15 protein-coding genes and 4 pseudogenes are annotated in these 24708 nt (G+C 65.0%); 12 read left to right on the plus strand and 7 right to left on the minus strand.

Annotated features, from left to right (window positions below):
- Nucleotides 1–5: 5 nt before the first annotated feature.
- Nucleotides 6–2332, minus strand: a pseudogene (gene pvdQ, locus ACZ5KU_RS21565) (bifunctional acylase PvdQ).
- Between the two features lie 298 nt (nt 2333–2630).
- Here pvdQ and ACZ5KU_RS21570 point away from each other — a divergent pair.
- On the plus strand, nt 2631–3008 hold the full coding sequence (locus ACZ5KU_RS21570; RefSeq protein ID WP_054060315.1) for a fe2+ zn2+ uptake regulation protein: 378 nt from the start codon (nt 2631–2633) through the stop codon (nt 3006–3008).
- A gap of 83 nt (nt 3009–3091) precedes the next feature.
- Here ACZ5KU_RS21570 and ACZ5KU_RS21575 read toward each other — a convergent pair whose 3' ends face one another.
- Nucleotides 3092–3280, minus strand: coding sequence for a hypothetical protein (locus ACZ5KU_RS21575; RefSeq protein ID WP_054060316.1), 189 nt, complete (start codon nt 3278–3280; stop codon nt 3092–3094).
- A gap of 177 nt (nt 3281–3457) precedes the next feature.
- Here ACZ5KU_RS21575 and ACZ5KU_RS21580 point away from each other — a divergent pair, with 177 nt between their 5' ends.
- Nucleotides 3458–3613, plus strand: a complete 156-nt coding sequence (locus ACZ5KU_RS21580) for a hypothetical protein (RefSeq protein ID WP_192842770.1) — start codon at nt 3458–3460, stop codon at nt 3611–3613.
- Between the two features lie 54 nt (nt 3614–3667).
- Here ACZ5KU_RS21580 and ACZ5KU_RS21585 read toward each other — a convergent pair whose 3' ends face one another.
- Nucleotides 3668–4579, minus strand: coding sequence for a LysR family transcriptional regulator (locus tag ACZ5KU_RS21585; RefSeq protein WP_054060318.1), 912 nt, complete (start codon nt 4577–4579; stop codon nt 3668–3670).
- A 124-nt stretch (nt 4580–4703) separates the two neighbouring features.
- On the opposite strand from ACZ5KU_RS21585, the gene ACZ5KU_RS21590 reads away from it, so the two are divergent.
- A complete protein-coding gene (locus tag ACZ5KU_RS21590; protein ID WP_054060319.1) occupies nt 4704–5708 on the plus strand; it encodes an aldo/keto reductase in 1005 nt (334 codons plus the stop codon).
- Between the two features lie 148 nt (nt 5709–5856).
- Here the strand turns inward: ACZ5KU_RS21590 and ACZ5KU_RS21595 are convergent.
- From ACZ5KU_RS21595 to ACZ5KU_RS21605, 3 pseudogenes are all read right to left on the minus strand, one after another.
- Nucleotides 5857–9533 (minus strand): annotated as a pseudogene (locus tag ACZ5KU_RS21595) (translocation/assembly module TamB domain-containing protein).
- Nucleotides 9530–11256: pseudogene (locus tag ACZ5KU_RS21600) on the minus strand (autotransporter assembly complex protein TamA). Before ACZ5KU_RS21600 ends, ACZ5KU_RS21595 begins: the two co-directional pseudogenes overlap by 4 nt.
- Nucleotides 11257–11322: 66 nt before the next feature.
- Nucleotides 11323–11972 (minus strand): annotated as a pseudogene (locus tag ACZ5KU_RS21605) (GNAT family N-acetyltransferase).
- Nucleotides 11973–12164: 192 nt separating this feature from the next.
- On the opposite strand from ACZ5KU_RS21605, the gene xthA reads away from it, so the two are divergent.
- Nucleotides 12165–12977: an exodeoxyribonuclease III gene (gene xthA / locus ACZ5KU_RS21610; protein WP_273822497.1), complete on the plus strand. Its 813-nt coding sequence runs from the start codon at nt 12165–12167 to the stop codon at nt 12975–12977.
- Between the two features lie 132 nt (nt 12978–13109).
- Nucleotides 13110–14444: a substrate-binding domain-containing protein gene (locus ACZ5KU_RS21615; protein WP_464736242.1), complete on the plus strand. Its 1335-nt coding sequence runs from the start codon at nt 13110–13112 to the stop codon at nt 14442–14444.
- Nucleotides 14445–14538: 94 nt separating this feature from the next.
- Here the strand turns inward: ACZ5KU_RS21615 and ACZ5KU_RS21620 are convergent, their stop codons facing one another.
- Nucleotides 14539–15768: an acyl-CoA dehydrogenase gene (locus ACZ5KU_RS21620; RefSeq protein ID WP_054060325.1), complete on the minus strand. Its 1230-nt coding sequence runs from the start codon at nt 15766–15768 to the stop codon at nt 14539–14541.
- A 152-nt stretch (nt 15769–15920) separates the two neighbouring features.
- Between ACZ5KU_RS21620 and ACZ5KU_RS21625 the strand changes: the two genes are divergently transcribed.
- The 7 genes from ACZ5KU_RS21625 to ACZ5KU_RS21655 all read left to right on the plus strand — a co-directional run bounded on the left by ACZ5KU_RS21625 (nt 15921) and on the right by ACZ5KU_RS21655 (nt 24704).
- Nucleotides 15921–16850: a LysR family transcriptional regulator gene (locus ACZ5KU_RS21625; RefSeq protein WP_054060326.1), complete on the plus strand. Its 930-nt coding sequence runs from the start codon at nt 15921–15923 to the stop codon at nt 16848–16850.
- Nucleotides 16851–16967: 117 nt separating this feature from the next.
- Complete coding sequence (locus ACZ5KU_RS21630) at nt 16968–17351, plus strand: MerR family transcriptional regulator (protein WP_054060327.1); 384 nt, start codon at nt 16968–16970, stop codon at nt 17349–17351.
- 57 nt (nt 17352–17408) lie between these two features.
- Nucleotides 17409–18308 carry a hydroxymethylglutaryl-CoA lyase gene (locus ACZ5KU_RS21635; protein WP_054060328.1) on the plus strand — a complete coding sequence of 300 codons (900 nt, stop codon included), beginning with the start codon at nt 17409–17411 and terminating at the stop codon, nt 18306–18308.
- A gap of 672 nt (nt 18309–18980) precedes the next feature.
- Nucleotides 18981–20144 carry an isovaleryl-CoA dehydrogenase gene (locus tag ACZ5KU_RS21640; RefSeq protein WP_054060329.1) on the plus strand — a complete coding sequence of 388 codons (1164 nt, stop codon included), beginning with the start codon at nt 18981–18983 and terminating at the stop codon, nt 20142–20144.
- Between the two features lie 11 nt (nt 20145–20155).
- On the plus strand, nt 20156–21763 hold the full coding sequence (locus ACZ5KU_RS21645) for a carboxyl transferase domain-containing protein (protein WP_054060330.1): 1608 nt from the start codon (nt 20156–20158) through the stop codon (nt 21761–21763).
- A gap of 185 nt (nt 21764–21948) precedes the next feature.
- Nucleotides 21949–22761, plus strand: a complete 813-nt coding sequence (locus ACZ5KU_RS21650; RefSeq protein WP_464736243.1) for a gamma-carboxygeranoyl-CoA hydratase — start codon at nt 21949–21951, stop codon at nt 22759–22761.
- Nucleotides 22761–24704, plus strand: a complete 1944-nt coding sequence (locus ACZ5KU_RS21655) for an acetyl/propionyl/methylcrotonyl-CoA carboxylase subunit alpha (protein ID WP_054060332.1) — start codon at nt 22761–22763, stop codon at nt 24702–24704. Before ACZ5KU_RS21650 ends, ACZ5KU_RS21655 begins: the two co-directional genes overlap by 1 nt.
- Nucleotides 24705–24708: the final 4 nt, after the last annotated feature.

Consider the following 24708-nt stretch of genomic DNA (forward strand, 5'->3'; position numbering starts at 1 on the left):
CTGCCTCAGTACTTCTCGCCAATCACCTGCAGCCGATATTCCTTGTCAGCCCTGATCTGCTCCTCGGTAAACGGCAGCACACTCCAGGCCTTCTGCGAGAACGCCTCGGTCTGGTCACGGAAGTGCGCCGACGCCGGATCGCTGGACAATGACGGTGCCAGCAACCCCAGCGCCCGTGGCCCCTGCTCATCGAAGCTGACCACCTGCAGATAGCTGGTGCCACTGATCACTTCCCGCTTGCCGCCCTCGGCGGGCACACTCTGGATCGCGTTATACACACCCAGCGTCGACGGCCCGCCATGCACCGGCACCGGGTGCCCGCCCAGGCCGACCTGCTGGACATCGCCCCACTGCGTGTCAGCCGTCAGTCCCGCCTTGTCCACGCTCGCCACCGACGCCAGCATCGCCTCGCGCACGGCACTGGCCACCTGCGCCTGCCCGAGGTTCAGCCCACGCGGCGTATGCCGGGGGTTGGCCGGGTCGAATCCGATTCGCCAGATATCCTCCTGTTCGAGCAACTGCGCCATGACGTTCTGGAAGTGCACGAACCCCACGCCACTCTGCAGATTGGCCTGCCGGTCCCAGCTCTTGAGGCTGGCACACAGTGGCGCCAGGGTCGCGGCGTCCGCCCCCAGGTCGGCGCTGCAGAACTGCAGCAGATCCGGCAGCACCTGGCTGGCGAGATAGACCTGGTTGTCCATCACCATCGCCTGCAAGTCCTCGACCTTGACCGGCCCGGCCTGCTTCAGGCGCTCCAGTCGCTCCAGGGCGAAACGTGCACGTGGACTCAACGGCTGGCCCTCGCGACTGATCAGCGGCGAAAACCCCTTGAGCGGCGCCGCCGGGTTGACCATCCACGCCGAGTCGTTGGAGTTCTGCACATAGTCGCCGCGCTCCAGTTGCGGCAGGCGGCTCGCCGGGAAAATCCCCTTCTGGGGGCATTCGCGGCGACACGCCAGGCACAGGCACGGCGCGAGCCGTCGAGCACGATCATCTCGTAGCCAGCCCGCGGATCGCTGCACTCGCGCAGCTTGTCGGCATCCACGTACGGCACCACCGACAGGTTCATGTACAGCGCCTGCCCACGATCATCCACCGCCAGGGTGTTGACCCACGGAATCCCCTGGATCCTGTGTACCGCCGCCTGGAACGCCTTGAGGCTGTCGGCGCGGTTCATTTCAGCCCACTGCTGCAATACCCGGTCGTTATCCTGGTTGGCATCACGCAGGCTGAACGCCACCTCGCGATTCCAGTCGAGCTTGCCCGGCCATTGCACCACCGGACCGAACACCGAGCTGTAGACCAGCCGCGAGACCGGCTTCAGGCTGCCGTCCTCCTGCCTGACCTGGACGGTCACCTGGCGCTTGTCCATGGCCCTGGACTTGCCGTCGAGCAGGTAGCGGGTCGGGTCCTTGGGGTCGAGTTGCAGGCGATACAGGGTGAAGTGCCTGGACGTATCGACGGTATGGGTCCAGGCCAGGTGTCGGCTGAAACCGATGTTGACCAACGGCAGGCCCGGCAGCGCCGCGCCCATCACATCGAGCTGGCCGGGAATGGTCAGGTGCATCTGGTAGAAACGCATGCCGCCGACCCATGGGAAATGCGGGTTGCCCAGCAGCAGGCCACGACCGTTGAACGAGCGCTGGCCACCGATCGCCACCGCGTTGCTGCCACGGTCGAGGGCGAACCGCTGCATGCGCTCGGCAGCCACCTGGAACGCCGCCGACGGCCGTTGTGCGGTCTGCTCCGGCGGCGCCGCCGCGGCCAGGGCCTCGACGAACTGCCCGACGCCACCTTCGACCAGCAGACGGCGGGTCAGCTTGACCTGGTCGAGCACGGTGATCGGTCGGACCCAGCCCCCCTGGCACTGCACCGGCAAGCCCTCGGCCTGGCGCTCGCGCAACAGGCGGTTGTAACCGGCGACATACCCTTCGATCCGCTGTTGCATCGGCGGGGTCTGCGCCTGCCAGAACGCGGAGACCGCCGCCGGGCTGTTGAACCAGTTGAAGAACAGGTCGCTGGCGAGGTTGTCCCGCTGTTCGACCGTGGTTTCGTGCGGGCCGAAAAACTTCGACCGTTCGCCATTGACCGTGACGATTTCATTGGCCAGCAGGCACAGGTTGTCCTGGGCATAGGCGTAACCGATGCCGTAGCCCAGGCCACGCTCGTCGCTGGCCCGGATATGCGGGACGCCGAAGGTGGTGCGGCGGATATCGGCACTCAGTTGGCCCCCCTGGGTATCGGCTCCCTGGGAACGGGCATGGGCGCCCAGGCTCAGGCCGATCAACAACGTTGCAAGACAGCACCTGGGAAATGGCCGGGAAATGATCACGCAGACTCCTGATAAGACCGTCGAAAACCAGGCCGCGCGGGGCTCGCCCCTCTCGGACGCCTGGAAAAACCGGCGCCCACGCCAAAGCACGGGCAGCCGATGCCTGCCCTTAGAAACGAACGGAACTGCATAAATTTAGCCGGCCAGACAGCTGCAGTTCAGCCCGACAACACGGCTGTGACCTGATGTCGACAAATTTTCTACATACGAAGCTTCATGATTTATCCGCCTCGTTCGTCTTTATCCAAAGAGAGCAGACATCACTTTCCTGATCAGGCTCTGAAAAGGAGTTTTTCGCATGTACGACCAGCACAGGCCAACGGACGGTATTTCCTTGCAACGCGATCCCACCTACAGCTCGGGCGCCATGTTTGCCAAACCTGCCGAGCGCAATGGCAACGAGCGCATTCGCCAACTGCTCAAGCATTTTGGCCTGCGCACCAGCCTGATCCGGCTGAAGGTGATCGATGCCCTGCTCAATGTCGGCGACGGCCAGCGACGTCTGGGCGTACGCGGCGTTCACGGCCACCTGCTGGAACTGGACATTCCGCTGTCCTTTCTCAGCGTGCGCGAAGTGCTCAAGCGCCTGTGCAGCGAGGGCGTGGTGGTGCTGAACACGGACAAGACCTACAGCCTGCATCCCGACGCCCTGACGGCGCTGGAACAACAGGACTGAAACTCGACAACGCGGCATGGAGATATACCGCGTTATCGTTCATCGTCGGCACGCCGCCCGTTGCGGGCCGGCGGCGCCGGCCTTCAGGGCTTGACCTTGCGGCGCATCACGCCGTTGATGATCACCACCACCACCGCCACGCCAATCGCGATGTACTGGAACAGCTTCTCGCTGATCACGCCGATGTTCTGCAGGTAGGTGAGGCCGAACATGATCCCCAGTACTACCAGTACGACCAGAATCGAGTATTTCAAACGTTGTGCCTGGGTCATTGCATGTATCCTGAAGGAAGCCCGGAACGCCGGGCTTCGGGTGAAATGTATCCGCTTTGTATCGACACTCATGCCAAGCACCTACAGTGCCCGACGAATAAGCCGACCAAAACGCAGTCTCATGATACAGGCGAGCAGGAGTTTTCGCTGCCCGCCTTCAACCATGAGGATGTGTCCATGTTTCGTCGAATCACACTGCTGATTCCCGCGTTGATCCTGTTGTCACTGAGCGGCTGCATCATCATGCCGCGCGACCACGGTGGCTGGCATGACCACCGCTACTACGGCGGCCCCGGCTATTACGGTGGCGGCCCAGGCTACTACCATCGCTGACATTCACGGGTGAGCCGACAGCTCACCCGTTTCGTTTCTGTTGCGCCCTTGCCCTCAACGCTTGAAGCCGATGCCCGGCCGGGCACACACCTCCACCAGCCAGTCGACGAACACCCGCACCCGTTGCGACAACTGTCGGTGTGGCGGGTACAGCGCCGCCAGCGGCAAACCGGGTTGCGCAAGCCCCGGCAGCACCTCGCACAACCGCCCGTCACGCAATTGCTCGACCACATGGTAGTAGGGAATCTGCACCAGGCCGAACCCGGCCTCGCAGGCCGCCAGGTAGCCATCGGCACTGCTCACCGAGAGCTGCCTGGGCAGGTGCAGTTCCTCCACCTGGCCGTCGCGCAGAATGTCCAGGCCATAACGCCTGCCGCTGACGCTGGAGAAGTATTCGACCATCCGATGCCCGGCCAGCGCCTCCAGCGACTGCGGCACGCCCTGCTCGCGCAGGTACGCCGGGCTGGCGCAGAGCAGTTGCTCGATGGTCACCAGCGGTCGCGCCACCAGCGACTCATCCAGCACCGCGCCGCCGCGCAGCACGCAATCGATCCCATCGCGAATGAGGTCGACGGGGCGATCGTTCAGGCCGATCTCCAGCTCGATCAGCGGATAACGCGCGGTGAACTCCGGCAGGGCCGGGATCACGATCAAGCGGCCGATGGCCGCCGGCATATCGACCCGCAGGGTGCCACGGGGATTCAGGCGCGCGGAACGGAATACCGCCTCGGTCTCCTCCAGGTCCGCCAGCAGTTGCACGCAACGCCGGTAGTAGGCCTCGCCATCGAGGGTGGTGCTGACCTGGCGGGTGGTGCGGTGCAGCAGTTGCACGCCCAGGTGCGCCTCCAACTGCTTGACCAGGATCGTCACCGAGGCCCGCGGCAGTTGCAGGCTGTCGGCGGCCTTGGCGAAACCGCCCAGCTCGACGATCCGGGTGAACACGCGCATGGCGTTGAAGCGGTCCATTGGCCGTCCATTCTTTGGCAAAGATTATTTGGAAAATACAAACAGTGATAACACTTTTAGCCGGTTTATCGGCTTTTTGTCGAGGACCAAAATGGGCCAACCTCACCTCAACGGAGCGTCAGCGATGCAAACTCGCCAACTGGGCAAGAACGGCCCGCAGATTTCCGCCATTGGCCTGGGCTGCATGGGCATGAGCGATTTCTACACCACCGGCAACACTGACAACGACAACCGCGAAGCCATCGCCACCCTGCACCGGGCACTCGAACTGGGCGTGACCCTGTTCGATACCGCCGACATGTACGGCCCCTACCGCAACGAGGAACTGATCGGCCGGGCCATGGCCGGCAAGCGCGACCAGGTGTTCCTGGCGAGCAAGTTCGGCATCCTGCGCGATCCGGCCAACCCCGCGCTGCGCGGGGTCAACGGGCGGCCGGAGTATGTACGCAGCTCCATCGACGGTACCCTTCAGCGCCTGGGCATCGACACCCTGGACCTGTACTACCTGCACCGGGTCGACCCGCAGGTGGCCATCGAGGAAACCGTCGGCGCCATGGCCGAGCTGGTCAAGGCCGGCAAGGTGCGCTACCTGGGCTTGAGCGAAGCCTCGGCGAGCACCCTGGAGCGGGCGCACAAGGTCCATCCGATCAGCGCCCTGCAAAGCGAGTACTCGTTATGGAGCCGCGACCCGGAGCACAATGGCTGCCTGCGGGCCTGCCAACAGCTGGGAATCGCGTTCGTGCCCTACAGCCCGCTGGGGCGTGGTTTTCTGACCGGGTCGCTGAAAACTCCGGAGGACTTTGCCGCCGACGACTTCCGCCGCGACAACCCGCGTTTCCAGGGCGAGAACTTCGCCAAAAACCTGCAACTGGTCGAGCAGGTCCGCGCGTTGGCGGCAGAAAAAGGCGTCACGACCGGCCAGTTGGCGCTGGCCTGGGTGCTGGCCCAGGGTGACTACCTGATCCCGATTCCCGGGACCCGGCAGCGCAAGTACCTGGAAGAGAATGTCGCGGCGCTGCAAGTACGGCTGAGCGCTGCCGAGTTGCGGGCGCTGGACGAGGTGTTCCCCATGGACGCGGCGGCCGGTAGCCGTTATGCGGAGGCGGTGATGCAGGGGCTCAATCGCTAGGCCTGGAGCAGCATGCGGTCCTGGGGTCGCTTTCGCGGGCAAGCCCGGCTCCTACAGGGCGCAGGCGTGCGCAAGGTTTGTTTGCGACTCGCCGCTGTAGGAGCAGGACTTGCCCGCGAAGCATCCAACACGGGCCCCCAGCCAAACACTAGAAATCGCGCTTGTAGAAGATATCCAGCGAACTGGCCACACCACTCGCCGCCTCCAGGTACACCCGCTTGCTCAACAGGTAACGCAAGGCAATGGTGTTGGCCGGTTCGAACACCCCGACCCCGTAGCGCAGGCTCAGCTTCTCGGTGATCTTGCCGCTGGCCACCACCGCCGTCTTGTTGCCGCTGCCCTGGGTATCCAGCTCGAAATCCTGCACGCCAAGTTTGTTCGCCAAGTCCGAGGTCACCGACGAACTGCCCATCAACCCCAGCCCCAGTGCCGCCTGGGCGAGCATGTTGTTGTCTTCGCCGGTGGTGCTCAACGGCCGTCCCAGCACCAGGTAGGACAGCGCCTGTTCCTGGCTCATCGCCGGCTCCGAGAAGACCTGCGTGGTCGGCTGCTCGGCGCTGCCGCTGAGGCGAATCCCGGCAATGACGTCACCAGTCTGGCGGATCGCCTCGATATCCAGGTACGGCTGGTCGACCGGGCCGGCGAACAGCAGGCGCGCACGGCGAATGCTCAGCTTCTGCCCGTAGGCGCGGTACCGCCCATCGTTCAGGCGCAGTTCGCCCCGGGTGTCGAGGTTGTCACCGATGTGCACCTGCCCCTGCAAGGTCGCGGTCAGGCCGAAGCCGCTGAAACTGAGCTTGTCCTGGCCCACCACGACATCGATGTCCATGGCGATCGCCAGTGGCGGCTTGCCCTCCTCGGTCTGGTGCCCGACGATCACCGTGTCGTCCGAGACCTTCACCGTCGATGGCGGCAGCTCGCGTACGGTGATCTCGCCCTTGGGCACCAGCACCTTGCCGACCACCGCCAACCTGTCGCCGTGCATCGTGATGCGCAGGTCCGGCGCCACCTGCAACGCCGCGTAGGGCTCGACGTTCACCGGCAACTGCTCGCCCTTGAGCGCGATGTCCACCGCCAGGGCCTCGGCCCAGCCGATATGCCCGCTCAGGCTGCCCTGGCCAGACTCGCCGCCCTTCCAGCTACCGTTGAGCTGGACATTTTCCCCGGCGATCTGCGCCTGGACCCGCAGGTCGCTGAGGGTGGTCGGCAACTCCGGCCCCGACACCGCGCCATCGCTGAGCAGCAGGTTGCCGTTGACCTGCGGCGCCAGCAGCCCGCCGGACAGCCGCCCGCTGCCATCCAGGCGCCCGGCCAGCTTCTCGACCATCGGCACGAACGGCCGGATCACCGCGATATCGAGGCCGCTGAGACGAAAATCGCCGCTCAACGGCTTGTTCCTCGCCAGCGGATTGATCTGCGCCTGCAGGGTCAGTTCGCCCAGCCTGCCACCGCGAAAATCCAGGCTGGTGTCGACCCGCCGTGGCGCCAGGTCGCTGGTCAGCCTGAGGGTTTCATAAGGGAACTCCAGCCACTGGCGACGCTTCTCGCGCACGCGCAAGGTGCCGCCGCTGGCATCGACCAGGATCCGGCCTTTCGGGCCGCTGGCCGGCAGGTCCAGTTGCAGGTCGGCATTGAGCCGGCCCTGCCAGGCGAAATCCCGAGGCATCCACTGCGCCAGGCTTTCCAGCGGGAATTGCTTGAGGTGCATGCGCAACCTGGGTTCGGGCAGCAGTCGCTGGTCCTCGCCACACAGGCTGGCTTCGCCCGAGGCCCAGCAGTGGGCACCGAATGTCAGGCGACCGTCGGCCAGGCGCTCAAGCTTCGCCGGCCCCTGCAACGTCCAATCCTGCCCGCCGGTGCGGATATCGCCCGAAGCCAGACGCCCGCGCCAGTTGCCCCGGTCCTGCGTACCGTCGACACCCAGCGCCAACTTCAACAGCGGGCCTTGCAGGTCCAGTTGCACCTGCTGGCGCTTGAGATCACCGTTGCCGCTGACGTGCAGGTTTCCCAAGTCGGTTTCGCCGAGCTGGATCGCGTTGCCCTTGAGCTCAAGGCGGGCGCGCTGGGCCTGGTCGAGGTTGGCATCGAGGCTGAGGCTCTGCAGGCGGTTATCGGCGAATGCCAGTTGCTGCCCCTGCAGGCTGAGCTTGCCCTGGGGCGCCTTGAGGCTGCCGGCGACGTCGACGCGGCCCTTGAGCTGGCCCCGCAGTTGCGGCCACAGCTGGCCCAGACGCGGCAGATTGAGGTCGAGCTGGCCGGCCAGTTGCTGCTGCAGGCGACCATTGCCAGTGATGCGGTTGTCCCCCAGGCGAACATCCAGGGCACCGAGGGTCCATTGTTCGCCGCTGCCGCCAGCCTTGGCCTGGAGCACCGCCGGCTGCCCGCGCAACTTGCCCTTGAGGTCGATATCGGCGCTCAGCTCGAGCCGTTCATTCCTGAACTCGCCCTTGCTGCGCAATGGGCCGGCCAGGGTACCGGGCAACTGCGCCACCCAGTAGGCGGGGTTGAGCGCGCTGAGGTCCAGGGCCGTGTCCCAGGCCACCCCGTCGGCGAACTGGAGCTTGAGCGAGCCGCTGGCCTTGCCCTGCCCCGCCGTCAGTTCGAGCTGGGGCAGGGCGATCTGCTGCAGGTCGCCACTGAACGGGCTGAGCAGGCTGAAACGCCCGGCCGGGCCATCGAGGTCGGCCTTGAAGTTGCCCAGGTAGTTGCCATCGGTGTAGTGCACCTCGCCGACGAAAGTCCGCACCTTGACCGCCGGTTCGTCGACCAGCGGATAGAGGCGATGCCAGGGAAAGTCCAGCCAGTCGACCGTGCCATCGGCGCTGAAGCCCTTCTGCCAGTCCAGTTGCCCGCTGACCTTCAGGTGCTGGTCGGCGCCGGCATCCAGTTCCAGCGCATCGATCTGCGCGCCCTTGGCATCGACCCGGCCGTTCAGCAGCAGGCCGACCGCCCCTGCTCGGCTGGCAGGCTGGCCTTGCCCTGCAACTGGTAGCCGTTCTTCAGGTCGCCATTACCGGTCAGTTCCAACTGGTTGAGTTGCAGGGTATCCGGCAGGTCGGCACTGGCCTTGAAGCCGTCGGCGGTGATCTTCACCTGGGCCGGCAGGTTCTGCGCCAGGGCCTGCAACTGGCCGGTCAATTGCCCCTGCAGATAGCCGCTGCTGTCGGCCTTGAGGTTCAGGGTCTTGAGCAGGTCGCCCTGGATAGCCAGGGCCAGCGCCCAGGGCGTATCGCCGGGTGCCGGCAATATCAGCCGGCCCTGCAACGTCAGCGGCCACTGGGCCACCGGTTGCAGCAAGCCGGACAGTTCCAGGCTCAGATCGTCGCGGCGTACATGCAGGGTGTCGATCTGCAGGCCGGCCGCGGTCCAGTGGGCCGCCAGTTGCAGCTCACGGAACTGCTCGCTGCCATCGAGCAGCAGGCTGCCGACCCGTACCTGGCCGAGACGGACGCTCAGCGGCAGGTGCAGATCCGGCAGGGTCAGCGGCCCGCTATCGGCCGCCTGCCCGCCCGGTGGAAACTGCAGCTCGACCCGCTCGACCTCCAGTTGATCGATACACAGGCTCAGTTGCGCCAGGCACGGCAGCGACCAGTCGAAGCGTGGCTGGCTCAGTTCGACGCGACTGCCGTCCTGCTCCCAGCGCAACCGATCGGCACTCCACTGGCCGCCCAGGCGCCCCTGGAAGTTGTCCACCGTCAGCCCCGGCACCTGCGCCAGCAGCCAACGGCTGCCACCCTGGGTGCCCAACAGGGTCGTCACACTCACGACCATGAGCAGGACCAGCGCAAGCAGCACCAGGCCGAAGATTTTCAAACCACGCGTCACAACTCAGGCCCCATGGAAAAGTGCAGACGAATACCGCCCGGATCATCCAGGGCATGGGCCAGGTCGAGGCGAATCGGCCCGACCGGCGAAACCCAGCGCACACCGATACCGACGCCGGTCTTCAGGCTGGGAAAGTCCAGGGTGTTGAACGAGTTGCCCTGGTCGACGAAGGTCGCGACACGCCACTTGTCGGCAATCGAGTACTGATACTCGAGGCTGCCGGCGACCATGTAGCGGCCACCGATCCGGTCACCCTCGGAGTTCTCCGGGGACAGGGTCTGGTACTCGTAGCCACGTACGCTCTGGTCGCCACCGGCGAAGAAGCGCAATGACGGCGGCACCGACTTGTAGCCGTTGGTGGCACTGCCGCCGAACTGCACCCGACCGAGAAACCGGTGCCTGTCCCAGACCGTGGTCAGGCCCTTGAGCAAGGCGGTGCCGTACAACAGATTGTTGTCCGAGCCCAGCCCTTCCTTGGCGACCTTGGCATCGAACTGCAGGCGGTAGCCGTTGTGCGGGTCGATACGGTTGTCACTGCGCAGGTACGAGTAGCTGACGCCGGGCATGAGCAGGGTACTGAGGCCCGAGTCGTCGCCCAGGCGATATTCCTCGCGCTGCCATTTCAACGAGATCACCCGCTGCCAGCCGTTGGGCAGCTTGCTGTGCCACTCCGGGCCGACGGTGAGCAGCTTGCTCAGGCTGTCGGTGTTGGCCAGCTCTTCATACTGGTAACCGGCCGCCCAGCGCAGCTTGTCGGTCAGCGGCGGGTCCAGCGGATGGTCGTACCACACGCCGATGTTCTGCCGCGGCGCGGAAATCTCGCTTTCGATGCCGTAGCTGTCGCCTTCGCCGTTGACCCAGTGCCGCGTCCAGCTGGCCTTGCCGCGCGGTCCGACGTCGGTCGAGAAGCCGAGGCCGAGGCCGAGCGTGCGGGGCTTGCGGGTGTCCAGCTGGACATCCACCGGAATCACCTGGGCAGTGGCGGCGGTCGGCACGGCGTCGACCCGCACGCCCTCGAAGTAGCCGCTCGATTGCAGGGCCTGGTTGAGTTCGGCGATCAGCTCGGAATCGTACGGGGTATTGGGCTTGAACGGCACCATGCGTTGCAGCAGGTCCTCGTCGAACGGCGTGTCGCCGGAGAACTGCACCTTGCCCAGGACATAACGCGGGCCGCTGTCGTAGACCAGCTCGATATCGGCTACGCCGGCCTGCGGGTCCACCAGCAGTTTCTGTGAGGTGAAACGCCCGCTGAAGAAGCCGTAGCGCGAGGCCTGGTTCTGGATCAGCCGCTTGGCGTCCTCGTAATGACCGTGATTGAGCACGGCGCCAGGACGCAGCGCATCGCTTTTGGGAACACGGAAGGCCTTGAGACTGGCGGCGGGCCCGTCGATCCGCACCGTGACATTGCGCAGGTGCACCGGCTCGCCGGGATCGATGTTGAGGATCAACCGCGGCGTCTTGCCACCCTCGACCTCGCTGTCTATGCGCGGCTGGTAGTAGCCGAGGGCCTGGGCCGCTTTGCGCGCCTGCTCCTCGGCCCCCGGCTGAAGCGTTCGAGCGCACGCTCGCCACGATCGCCGAGGCTGCCGATGTAACCTTCCACATTGGACTTCAACTCATCGTTGGCCGGTTTGACCCGAACATCGAGTTCACTCTGTGCCAGCGCTGCCGTACTGCACAGAAGCAGGAGCAGGCCGCTGGTAACTCTTCCTGAAAACGTCATAGGCGCGGATGCTACCACGGGCTGGGGACCGTCATAGAACCCCGACAGCGTTTAAAAGTTCGACACTCAAGCCGTTGCTGTTTGTAACACCTGTGGATTGGCGTGATAGAACACGTGCTCAAGGATAGGTCCTACAGCGACCTCGCCAATTTCCTCATAACCCTGGCGCTTGTAGAACGCCAGATAACGCGGGTTGCCCGTATCGAGGACCACCCCCTGGGAATGCTCGTCCTCGGCGCACCAGTTGTGCACCGCCGTCAACAGTTGCTCGCCGTAGTGCTGGCCCTGGAACTGCGGATGAATCCCCAGCAGCGGCAGCACGTGCACAGCCGTCGAAGGGATGCAGGCCAGCACCGCCTGGTGATAGTCCAGGTACCGCCGGGTGCACTTGAAACCGGTGCTGAGCAGCATGCGCATGCGCCAGGCCCAGCTTTCGGTAATGCCCAGGCGCCGTAGCGGCGGCGCGATCAGGGCGATACCGATCAGCCGGTCGTTGACCAGCAGGCCGATGGCCGGCAGTTCCTGGAAAAATGCTGCTTGACCAGCTCCCGCACGGTGGCCCGCACGCGCTGTTCGTAACCGGCGCGCTCGGACTCGAACAGGTAGCCGAAGGTCGGTTCGTGGCGATAGGCGTGATACAGCAAGGAGCGGGCTTCGCGCGAATAACCGCTGTCGAGCAGGTGAATGGCGGCCGTGGTTTCTGGAATGTCGGGCATTGGGGTCACTCTCCCTGGACGCTGCGTGGGCATGGCTTGCTGTCGTTTACGAACGCTGAAGCCGTCCGGCAGTTCAAATCACCTACCCGGCCATGCCTGATAGAAAACGTTAGCAGCGCATTTGTCCTACCGCCACGCTGGCCCGGATCCGACTTGTCGGCTAGCATCGCTGTTTTGCCAGGACTGCCGCCCATGAAGATCGTCTCGTTCAACATCAACGGCCTGCGCGCCCGACCCCATCAGCTGGCGGCGCTGATCGAAAAGTACCAGCCGGACGTGATCGGCCTGCAGGAAACCAAGGTCTCCGACGACCAGTTTCCCCAGGCGGAAATCGAGGCCCTGGGCTACCACGTCAGCTTCCACGGGCAGAAGGGCCATTACGGCGTCGCCCTGCTCTCGCGCCAGGCGCCACTGAGCCTGCACAAGGGCTTCGAGAGCGACGACGAGCAAGCCCAGCGCCGCTTCATCTGGGGCACCTTCGCCGACGAGAACGGCAACCCGGTGACCATCATGAACGGCTACTTCCCCCAGGGCGAAAGCCGCGACCACCCGACCAAGTTCCCGGCCAAGGCCAAGTTCTACCAGGACCTGCAACAGTTGCTGGAGAGCCGCTTCCGCAACGACGCGCCGCTGGTGGTGATGGGCGACATCAACATTTCCCCCGAGGACAGCGACATCGGTATCGGTGCCGACAATGCCAAGCGCTGGCTTAAGACCGGCAAGTGCAGCTTCCTGCCGGAAGAACGCGAATGGCTGGGGCGCCTGAAGAGCTGGGGGCTGGTGGACAGCTTCCGCCACCTGCACCCCGAGGTGAACGACCGCTTCAGCTGGTTCGACTACCGCAGCCGCGGCTTCGAGGACGAGCCCAAGCGCGGGCTGCGCATCGACGTGATCCTGGCCTCCAACGGCCTGCTGTCGCGGGTCAAGGCCGGCGGGGTCGACTATGAACTGCGCGGCATGGAAAAGCCGTCCGATCATGCGCCGATCTGGCTGGAACTGAGCTGATCCGCTCCTTCCAGGCTGGGCTTGTCCGCGCGCGGGCAAGCCTGGCTCCCGCAGCGCGCCAACCGCTTCGTCATCTTTCTGCAACCTCCCTGACTCATTCTTGCCGCACTGTTTTCTGAAGGTGCCGCCGCCATGTTGCGTGCGCTCTCCCTGCTGCTTCTCTGGACCCTGGCGCCCCTGGCCCAGGCCACCCTCCCCGCGCCCCCCGAGGACGGTCTGGTGCTGCGCATCCAGGGCTCCAACACCATCGGCGCCAGCCTCGGCCCCGCTCTGGTCAAGGGCTGGCTGCTGGAACAGGGCCTGCACGGCGTGCATGACGCCGCCACCGGCAAGGACAACGAACAGCGGGTCCTGGCCACCACCGAGCAGGGGCGACGGGTGCGCGTGGAAGTCGCCGCCCATGGTTCCAGCACCGGTTTTGCCGCCCTCAAGTCCGGCACCGCCGACCTTGTCGCGTCGTCCCGGCCGATCAAGGACAGCGAACGCCAGGCCCTGGAAAACCTCGGCGACCTGAAAAGCCCCGACGCCGAACAGGTGATCGCCATCGATGGCGTGGCGATCATCCTGCACCCGCAGAACCCGCTGACCCGGCTCGATACCGCGACGCTGGCGCGGATCTTCAGCGGCGAAGTGAAAACCTGGGAGGAACTGGGCGGCATCGGCGGGCCGATCCATCTGTATGTCCGCGATGACCGGTCAGGTACCTGGGACACCTTCCGCGAACTGGTCCTGGCGCGACACGGCAAGGCCCTGGCCAGTGCGGCCAGGCGCTTCGAGTCCAGCGAGCAGTTGTCCGATGCGGTGAGCCAGGACCGCGCCGGCATCGGTTTCATCGGCCTGCCCTATGTGCGCCAGGCCAAGGCCGTGGCGATCGTCGATGGCGACTCGCAGCCGATGCTGCCCCTGGCCAGCCTGATCGCTACCGAGGACTATCCGCTGTCGCGCCGACTGTTCTTCTACCTGCCGCCGGACAGCGCCAATCCCTGGGCCCAGTCGCTGGTGCAATTCGCCCAGAGCCGGGCCGGCCAGGCGATCGTCGCCCGCAACGGTTTCATCGCGCAGAAGGTACAGGCCATGTCGGTGCAGGCCGGCGCGCAGATGCCCGCCGACTACCAGGCGCTGGCGAAACGGGCCCAGCGCCTGTCGGTGAATTTTCGCTTCGAGGAGGGCAGCGCCAGCCTGGACAACAAGGCCCGCCAGGATCTGCAGCGGGTACTCGATTACCTGCGCGAGCGCGGCAAGTTGAACGACCGGGTGACCCTGGTGGGATTCGGCGACGCCAAGAGCGACCCGCAGCGGGCACAACTGCTCTCAAGGCTGCGGGCAATGGCGGTGCGCCGGGAACTGCTCAAGGGTGGCGTGGTGTTGCGCGACATCCTCGGCTTCGGCGAACAGATGCCGGTGGCGGCCAATACCGCCGATGAAGGCCGGATCAAGAACCGCCGGGTGGAGGTGTGGGTCTACTGAAGACCTCGGGGCCCGGTTCGCGGATGAATACTGCACGTGGGCGCAACGCGTCCCCTGGGGAGCCGGACTCATCCGCGAAAAAGGCGACGCGGTCTCAATGCCCGCTGCGCATCATCTCCCGCGGCACATACTTGCCGATCTCATACTTGCCGATCGCCGCCCGGTGCACCTCATCCGGTCCGTCGGCCAGGCGCAGGGTGCGCTGCATCGCATACATGTAGGCCAGCGGGAAATCATTCGAGACCCCCGCCCCGCCATGGATCTGGATCGCCCGGTCGATGACCTTCAAGGCCACGTTCGGCGCCACCACCTTGATCTGGGCAATCTCGCTTTTCGCCACCTTGTTGCCCACGGTATCCATCATGTACGCCGCCTTCAGGGTCAGCAGGCGGGCCATGTCGATCTCCATCCGCGAATCGGCGATCTTGTCGATATTGCCGCCCAGTCGCGCCAGCGGTTTGCCGAACGCGGTACGGTTGACCGAACGCCTGCACATCAGCTCCAGCGCGCGCTCGGCCATGCCGATCGAACGCATGCAGTGGTGAATCCGCCCCGGGCCCAGGCGCCCCTGGGCAATCTCGAAGCCACGGCCCTCACCCAGCAGCACGTTTTCGTAAGGCACCCGCACATTCTCGAACAGCACTTCGGCATGGCCATGCGGCGCATCGTCGTAACCGAACACCGGCAGCGGCCGGACAATCTTCACGCCGGGGGTATCGACCGGCACCAGAATCATCGAATGCTGCTGATGACGCGGCGCATCCGGGTTGCTCAGGCCCATGAAGATCAGAATCTTGCAGCGCGGGTCGCAGGCACCCGACGTCCACCATTTCTTGCCGTTGATCACCCATTGGTCGCCGTCGCGTACCGCACGGGCGGCCATGTTGGTGGCATCGGAGGAAGCCACGTCGGGTTCGGTCATGGCGAACGCCGAGCGGATCTCGCCCCGCAGCAGCGGCTCCAGCCAGCGCTGCTTCTGCTCCTCATTGGCGTAACGCACCAACACTTCCATGTTGCCGGTATCCGGCGCCGAGCAGTTGAACGGCTCTGGCCCCAGGAGCGAGCGGCCCATGATCTCCGCCAGCGGCGCGTACTCCAGGTTGGTCAGCCCCGCGCCCAGTTCGGACTCCGGCAGGAACAGGTTCCACAGGCCCTCGGCACGGGCCTTGGCCTTGAGCTCCTCCATGATCGCGGTAGGCTGCCAGCGATCGCCCTCGGCGACCTGACGCTCGAACACCGGTTCGGCCGGATAGACATAGGTGTCCATGAACGCGGTGACACGCTCACGCAGTTCCTGGACCTTGGGCGAATAGGCGAAATCCATGGGCAGCTACCTTCTTGAACAGGTGGTTGGAGACATGGGATCGATGCTAGTACCGGCTACGAAAATTTACCAAAGCTATTCTCGGCGTGTATTAACATTCATCACCGATATATGATCGGCTGATCGAATACTGACAATAAGAGCGCCGCGAAATGAATCTGAGCAAGGTCGACCTCAATCTTTTCATCGTCTTCGACGCCATCTACACCGAAGCCAACCTGACCCGTGCCGGGCAGATCGTCGGCATCACCCAGCCGGCGGTGTCCAACGCCCTGGCGCGCCTGCGGGAAACCTTCAACGATCCGCTGTTCGTGCGTACCGCCCAGGGCATGGTGCCCACGCCGATGGCACAGAACATCATCGGTCCGGTCCGCAACGCCCTGTCGCTGCTGCGCACGTCGGTCCAGGAAAGCCGCATCTTCAACCCGCTGCAGGCGAACAAGACCTACCGCATCAGCATGACCGACCTCACCGAGGCGGTGATCCTGCCGCCGCTGTTCCAGCGCCTGCGCCGCCTGGCGCCGACCGTGGCGATCGAGAGTTTCCTGTCCAAGCGCCGCGAGACCACCAAGGAACTGGCCGCCGGCCGCATCGACTTCGCCGTCGACGCCCCGCTCAACACCGACCCGCAGGTGCGTCACGTACGCCTGATGGAAGACCACTACGTGTGCGCCATGCGCAAGGGCCACCCGCTGGCGGGCAAGGACAGGCTGGCCCTGGACGATTACCTGGGGCTGACCCACATCCATATTTCCAGCCGCCGCAACGGCCTCGGCTACGTCGACCTGGCCCTGGGCAAGATGGGCATCCAGCGCAAGATCGCCCTGCGCTCGCAGCATTACCTGATGGCCTCGCAGGTCCTGCAGCAGACCGACATGGTCATGACCGTGCCGGAGCGTTTCGCCCGCCGACACGAACTGCACTACTTCACGCTGCCGGTCAACGACGTGCCACCGGTGGAAACCCACCTCTACTGGCACGAAAGCACCGACCAGGACCCGGCCAACCGCTGGATGCGCGAGCAGATCATCGAACTCTGCCAGCAGGTCACCGCCCACGAGAAGAAGCTCGACAAGGCCTGAGCGACCATCGCCCCGCGACGGGCAGGCCCATGGCGAACGGGCTTGCCCGCCTTCAGCTTGACGTATACGTCAAGCCGCCTTTAGCTTAGGGCCACATGATCTTCTCCGAGCGCTTTCATGAGCAGCCAGACCTACAGCATCTCCGACCTCGCCCGCGAGCTCGACATCACTACCCGGGCCATCCGCTTCTACGAGGAACAGGGCATGCTCGCCCCCGAGCGCCGCGGCCTGGAGCGCGTCTACTCGGCCCGTGACAAGGTGACCCTGAAACTGATCCTGCGCGGCAAGCGCATCGGCTTTTCCCTCGCCGAGTGCCGCGAACTGATCGAGTTGTACGACCCTTGCGGCGGCAACCAGAAACAGCTCAACAGCATGCTGGCGAAAATCGCCGAACGCCGCGCCCAGCTGGAACAGCAACTGCTGGACATCGAACAGATGCAACTGGAGCTCGACACCGCCGAAGAACGCTGCATCCAGGCGCTGGCCCAGACCGTCGAATAGATCGCCCCCCTACCCTGTGGGGGCACCGGCCCACCACATTCCAGAAGGTACCCGTCCATGTCCCTACCCACCCACGTACGCCTGGTCGAAGTCGGTCCCCGCGACGGCCTGCAGAACGAAGCCCAGCCCATCAGCGTCGCCGACAAGGTGCGCCTGGTCGACCGCCTCACCGATGCCGGCCTGGACTACATCGAAGTCGGCAGTTTCGTCTCGCCCAAATGGGTACCACAGATGGCCGGCTCCGCCGAGGTCTTCGCCGGCATCCAGCGCAAGCCCGGCGTCACCTATGCCGCCCTGGCGCCGAACCTGCGCGGTTTCGAGGATGCCGTGGCCGCCGGGGTCAAGGAGGTGGCCGTGTTCGCCGCCGCATCCGAGGCCTTCTCCCAACGCAACATCAACTGCTCCATCAGCGAAAGCCTTGAGCGCTTCACGCCGATCATGGACGCCGCCCGCCAGCACGGCGTGACCGTGCGCGGCTACGTCTCCTGCGTGCTGGGCTGTCCGTACGAAGGCGCGGTGGCCGCCGAGCAGGTCGCCGCGGTCGCCCGCGAGCTGTATGCCATGGGCTGCTACGAAGTGTCCCTGGGCGACACCATCGGCACCGGCACACCCGGCGCGACCCGCCGGATGTTCGAAGTGGTGTCCGCCAGCGTCCCGCGGGAAAAGCTCGCCGGACATTTCCACGACACCTACGGTCAGGCCATGGCCAACCTCTACGCCAGCCTGCTCGAAGGCATCCAGGTGTTCGACAGCTCCATCGCCGGCCTCGGCGGTTGCCCCTATGCCAAGGGCGCCAGCGGTAACGTCGCCACCGAAGACGTGCTCTACATGCTCGACGGCCTGGGTATCGGCACCGGGGTCGACCTCGACCGGCTGCTGCTGGCCGGCCAGGAGATCTGCGCGGTACTGGGCCGTGCGACCGGTTCGCGGGTCGCCAGGGCGCGGCAGGCGGGCTGAGTGTGTCAGGGTGTTACCGGCTGGAAACACAAACGAGTAACACGGAAACAGATTCGGCGATTTTGCCGACGGACGATTGTCCTACAAAACAATCAAGCCATTGATTTTAAATGATTTTAAAAAGTTGGCACGCCACCTGCTATATCTCTGGCACAACAAGAACAAAAAAGCAGCGAACCCATAAAAATAAGACGTATCGGCTCTGACATAACAAGAACAACACGGCAGAGACGCAGCTAACAGATTCTTTTGAAGTCGGTGTGCTTTCAGGGAACCTCCGGGTCACCCGCAACCGGGCAGAGAACAATAAAACTACCTCAAGGTAGCGCCCGAACTGGTTGGATCTCCTGATAAGGCAGATCAGCGCTCAAAAAAATATGTTTGCTCTTTGACCCCGGATGGGGGTCGCCAAAAACAGCGGTCCAGGGCCACGGTCGACAAAAACAACAACAGGCCGCCCCTCAATAACAAGAAAAGAGCACGCAAACGCATTCAAGGGGAGCTTCGGCTCCCCTTCGTGTTTCTGCCATTTGCCCCCCCTGCTCGCAACCCACTCCCGCCTGCCCCCCTCCTCGCTCGTCGTCCTGGCTCGATTGACAGTCAACGCCATCAGGTTTACGTTAACGTAAAGGTAAGCAAAACGCACAACTCCCCATAACAAAAGGCGACCCCATGAGCTATCCGACCCTGAACTTCGACCTCGGCGAAACCCTCGACATGCTCCGTGATCAGGTGCAGGGCTTCGTCGCCCAGGAACTGGCGCCGCGGGCCGCGCAGATCGACACGGACAACCTGTTTCCCGTCGACATGTGGCGCAAGTTCGGCGACATGGGTCTGCTGGGTATCACCGTAGCAGAGGAATACGGCGGTGCCGGCCTGGGTTACCTGGCCCACGTGGTGGCGATGGAAGAAATCAGCCGCGGTTCGGCCTCGGTCGCCCTCTCCTACGGCGCCCACTCCAACCTGTGTGTCAACCAGATCAACCGCAACGGCAATCACGCACAGAAAACCAGGTACCTGCCCAAGCTGATCAGCGGCGAACATGTCGGCGCCCTGGCCATGAGCGAGCCCAACGCCGGTTCCGACGTGGTATCGATGAAACTGCGCGCCGACAGGCGCGGCGACCATTTCGTGCTCAACGGCAGCAAGACCTGGATCACCAACGGTCCCGACGCCAACACCTACGTGATCTACGCCAAGACCGACCTGGAAAAGGGTCCCCACGGCATCACCGCGTTCATCGTCGAACGCGACTGGAAGGGCTTCAGCCGCAGCAACAAGTTCGACAAGCTGGGCATGCGTGGCTCCAACACCTGCGAGCTGTTCTTCGATGACGTCGAAGTCCCCGAGGAAAACATCCTCGGTACCCTCAACGGCGGCGTGAAGGTGCTGATGAGCGGCCTGGACTACGAGCGCGTGGTACTGGCCGGCGGCCCGACCGGGATCATGCAGGCCTGCATGGACCTGGTGCTGCCCTACATCCACGACCGCAAGCAGTTCGGCCAGAGCATCGGTGAGTTCCAGCTGATCCAGGGCAAGGTCGCCGACATGTACACCCAGCTCAACGCCAGCCGCGCCTACCTGTATGCCGTGGCCCGCGCCTGCGAGCGCGGCGAGACCGCACGCAAGGACGCCGCCGGGGTGATCCTCTACACCGCCGAACGGGCAACCCAGATGGCCCTCGAGGCGATCCAGATCCTCGGTGGCAACGGCTACATCAACGAATTCCCTGCCGGCCGCCTGCTGCGTGACGCCAAGCTCTATGAAATCGGCGCCGGCACCAGCGAAATCCGCCGGATGCTGATCGGCCGCGAACTGTTCAACGAAACCCGCTGAGGGGCGCGCACATGGCAATCCTGCACACGCAACTCAACCCGCGCTCGGCCGAGTTCGCCGATAACCGCGCGGTCATGCTCGAACAGGTCGACGCCCTGCGCACGCTGCTCGCCCAGGTCCGCCAGGGTGGCGGGCCGAAGGCCCAGGAACGGCACACCTCACGCGGCAAACTGCTGCCCCGCGAGCGGATCAACCGCCTGCTCGACCCCGGCTCGCCGTTCCTGGAAATCAGCCAACTGGCGGCCCACGAGGTGTATGGCGAAGACGTCCCGGCCGCCGGAGTGATCGCCGGCATCGGCCGTGTCGAAGGGGTCGAGTGCATGATCGTGGCCAACGATGCCACGGTCAAAGGCGGCTCCTATTACCCGCTGACGGTGAAGAAACACCTGCGTGCCCAGGCCATCGCCCAGCAGAACCGTCTGCCATGCATTTACCTGGTGGACTCCGGCGGTGCCAACCTGCCACGCCAGGACGAAGTGTTCCCGGACCGCGAACACTTCGGGCGGATCTTCTTCAACCAGGCCAACATGAGTGCCCTGGGCATCCCGCAGATCGCCGTGGTCATGGGTTCCTGCACCGCCGGCGGCGCCTACGTGCCGGCGATGGCGGACGAAACCATCATGGTCCGCCAGCAGGCGACCATCTTTCTCGCCGGCCCGCCACTGGTGAAGGCCGCCACCGGTGAGGTGGTGAGCGCCGAGGACCTTGGCGGCGCCGACGTGCACTGCAAGGTCTCCGGTGTGGCCGACCACTATGCCGACAGCGACGAACATGCCCTGGCCCTGGCCCGACGCAGCGTCGCCAACCTCAACTGGCGCAAGCTCGGCGAACTGCAGCAGCGCGCGCCGATCGCGCCGAACTACCCGGCCGACGAGCTGTACGGGGTGATTCCGGCCGATGCCAAGCAACCGTTCGACGTGCGTGAGGTGATCGCCCGGCTGGTGGACGGCTCGGTGCTCGACGAGTTCAAGGCGCTGTTCGGCACCACCCTGGTCTGCGGCTTCGCCCACCTGCACGGCTACCCGGTGGCGATCCTGGCGAACAACGGCATCCTCTTCGCCGAAGCCGCGCAGAAAGGCGCGCACTTCATCGAACTGGCCTGCCAGCGCGGCATCCCGCTGCTGTTCCTGCAGAACATCACCGGCTTCATGGTCGGCCAGAAATACGAGGCCGGCGGCATCGCCAAGCACGGCGCCAAGCTGGTCACCGCGGTGGCCTGCGCCAGGGTGCCGAAGTTCACCGTGATCATCGGCGGCAGCTTCGGCGCCGGCAACTATGGCATGTGCGGCCGGGCCTACGATCCACGCTTTCTGTGGATGTGGCCGAACGCGCGAATCGGCGTGATGGGTGCCGAACAGGCGGCGGGCGTGCTGGTGCAGGTCAAGCGCGAACAGAGCGAGCGCAGCGGCCAGGCCTTCACGGCGCAGCAGGAGGCCGAGATCAGGCAACCGATCCTCGACCAGTACGAGCACCAGGGCCACCCCTACTACTCCAGCGCCCGCCTGTGGGATGACGGCGTGATCGATCCGGCACAGACCCGCGACATCCTCGGCCTGGCCCTCTCGGCGGCGCTCAATGCACCGATCGAGCCGAGCCGGTTCGGTGTGTTCCGCATGTAGGCCTGAATGCCTCCGAACCCTACATGTCCGGAGACTTGACACAACCCGGTAGGAGCCGGGCTTACCCGCGAAGCTTTTAGCGATCTCCCGGGCCTATTCGCGGGCAAGCCCGGCTCCTACAAAAGCGTGTGACGGCAGTCGCCCCCTAAACAAGGCTGCAGCCACGCAGCACAGGACCCATCACCATGACCGACTTCAACACACTGGAACTGCACACCGACCCCCGCGGCTTCGCCACCCTCTGGCTCAACCGCGAAGCCAGGAACAATGCGTTCAACGCCGAAATGATCCGCGAACTGATCCTCGCCCTGGACCAGGTCCAGGCCAACGCCAGCCTGCGCTTCCTGCTGCTGCGAGCCCGCGGCCGGCACTTCAGCGCCGGCGCGGACCTGGCCTGGATGCAGCAATCGGCCGAGCTGGACTACCACAACAACCTCGACGATGCCCGCGAACTGGCGGAACTGATGTACAACCTCGCCCGCCTGAAAATCCCCACCCTTGCCGTGGTGCAGGGCGCGGCCTATGGCGGCGCCCTGGGCCTGATCAGTTGCTGTGACATGGCCATCGGTGCCGAGGATGCGCAGTTCTGCCTGTCGGAAGTGCGCATCGGCCTGGCCCCGGCGGTGATCAGCCCGTTCGTGGTCCAGGCCATCGGCGAACGCGCCACCCGCCGCTACGCCCTCACCGCCGAACGCTTCAGTGGCCTTCGCGCCCGCGAACTCGGTCTGTTGGCCGAGTGCTATCCGGCTGGCGAACTGGACCAGCAGGTCGGGACCTGGGTCGACAACCTGCTGCAAAACAGCCCGCAGGCGATGCGGGTGAGCAAGGACCTGCTGCGCGAAGTCGGCAGTGGTGCCCTCACCCCGTCCCTGCGCCGCTACTGCGAAAATGCGATTGCCCGCATCCGCGTCAGCCCCGAGGGCCAGGAGGGCCTGCGCGCCTTTCTGCAAAAGCGCCCGCCGGCCTGGCAGAGCGGATCTACCAAGGAGTCCAATTGATGAGTGCCCCCGTGATCACCACCCTGCTGGTCGCCAACCGGGGCGAAATCGCCTGCCGGGTGATGCGTACCGCCAAGGCCATGGGCCTGACCACCGTCGCCGTGCACAGTGCCATCGACCGTGACGCCCGCCACAGCCGCGAAGCCGATATCCGCGTCGACCTGGGCGGCAGCAAGGCCGCCGAAAGCTACCTGCGGATCGACAAGTTGATCGCCGCCGCCCAGGCCAGTGGTGCCCAGGCGATTCACCCCGGCTATGGTTTCCTCTCGGAAAACGCCGACTTCGCCCGCGCCGTCGAAGCCGCCGGGCTGGTCTTGCTCGGCCCCCCTGCCACGGCCATCGACGCTATGGGCAGCAAGTCCGCCGCCAAGGCGCTGATGGAAACCGCCGGCGTGCCACTGGTTCCCGGCTACCACGGCGAAGCCCAGGACCTGGAAACCTTCCGCGAGGCCGCCGCGCGCATCGGCTACCCGGTGCTGCTCAAGGCCACCGCCGGTGGTGGTGGCAAGGGCATGAAAGTGGTCGAGGAGCCCGGCCAACTGGCCGAAGCCCTGGCCTCGGCGCAACGCGAAGCGCAATCGTCGTTCGGCGACTCGCGGATGCTGGTGGAAAAGTACCTGCTCAAGCCACGCCACGTGGAAATCCAGGTGTTCGCCGACCGTCACGGCAATTGCCTGTACCTCAACGAACGCGACTGCTCGATCCAGCGCCGCCACCAGAAGGTCGTCGAGGAAGCCCCCGCACCCGGCCTCAGCCCGGCGTTGCGCCAGGCCATGGGAGAAGCCGCGGTTCGCGCCGCACAGGCCATCGGCTACGTCGGTGCCGGCACCGTGGAATTCCTGCTGGATTCACGCGGCGAGTTCTTCTTCATGGAGATGAATACCCGCCTGCAGGTCGAGCACCCGGTCACCGAAGCCATCACCGGCCTCGACCTGGTGGCCTGGCAGATCCGCGTGGCCAGCGGCGAAGTCCTGCCGATCAGCCAGCAGGACGTACCGCTGCTGGGCCATGCCATCGAAGTGCGACTGTATGCCGAAGACCCGGGCAACGACTTCCTCCCGGCCACCGGCCGCCTGGAGGTCTACCGTGAATCGGCGGCCGGACCGGGCCGCCGCGTCGACAGCGGCGTAGCCGAGGGCGACAGTATCTCGCCGTTCTACGACCCGATGCTGGGCAAGCTGATCGCCTGGGGCGAAAGCCGCGAGCAGGCGCGCCTGCGTCTGCTGGCGATGCTCGATGAATTCGCGGTTGGCGGGCTCAAGAGCAACGTCGCGTTCCTGCGGCGGATCATCGGTCACCCGGCGTTTGCCGCGGCGGAACTGGATACCGGCTTCATCCCTCGTTACCAGGAGCAACTGCTGCCGCCAGCAGAGCCATTGAGCGACGAGTTCTGGCAGGTGGCGGCCCGGGCCTGGGTCCTGAGCCTGCCCGAGACCCGCCGCGAGGACGACCCGGCCTCGCCCTGGTCCGGGCGCAACGGTTTGCGCGCCGGGCTGCCGAGCGAAACCGTGGTGCACCTGAGCTGCCGCAACGAGGATCGGGCGGTGACGCTGGCAGAGGACTTGGCCATCACCTTGCAGGGCGAAACACTGTCCATCGAGCACCAGGGCGTACGCCAGCGTCATCGGCTGATTCGCCAGGGCACCGAGTTGTACCTGCAGTGGCAGGGTGAACTGCTGGCGATCAGCGCGTTCGACCCGATCGCTGCGGTCGAGGCCAGCCACGGCCACCAGGGCGGCCTCACGGCGCCGATGAATGGCAGTATCGTGCGGATCCTGGTGGAGGTCGGCCAGGCGGTCGAGGCGGGTACGCAATTGGTGGTGCTCGAAGCCATGAAGATGGAACACAGCATCCGCGCGCCCCAGGCCGGAGTGATCAAGGCGCTGTATTGCCAGGAAGGCGAGATGGTTGCCGAGGGCAGTGCGCTGGTGGAGCTGGAATAAGGCA

It is taken from the genome of Pseudomonas sp. Tof1, from assembly GCF_055390395.1.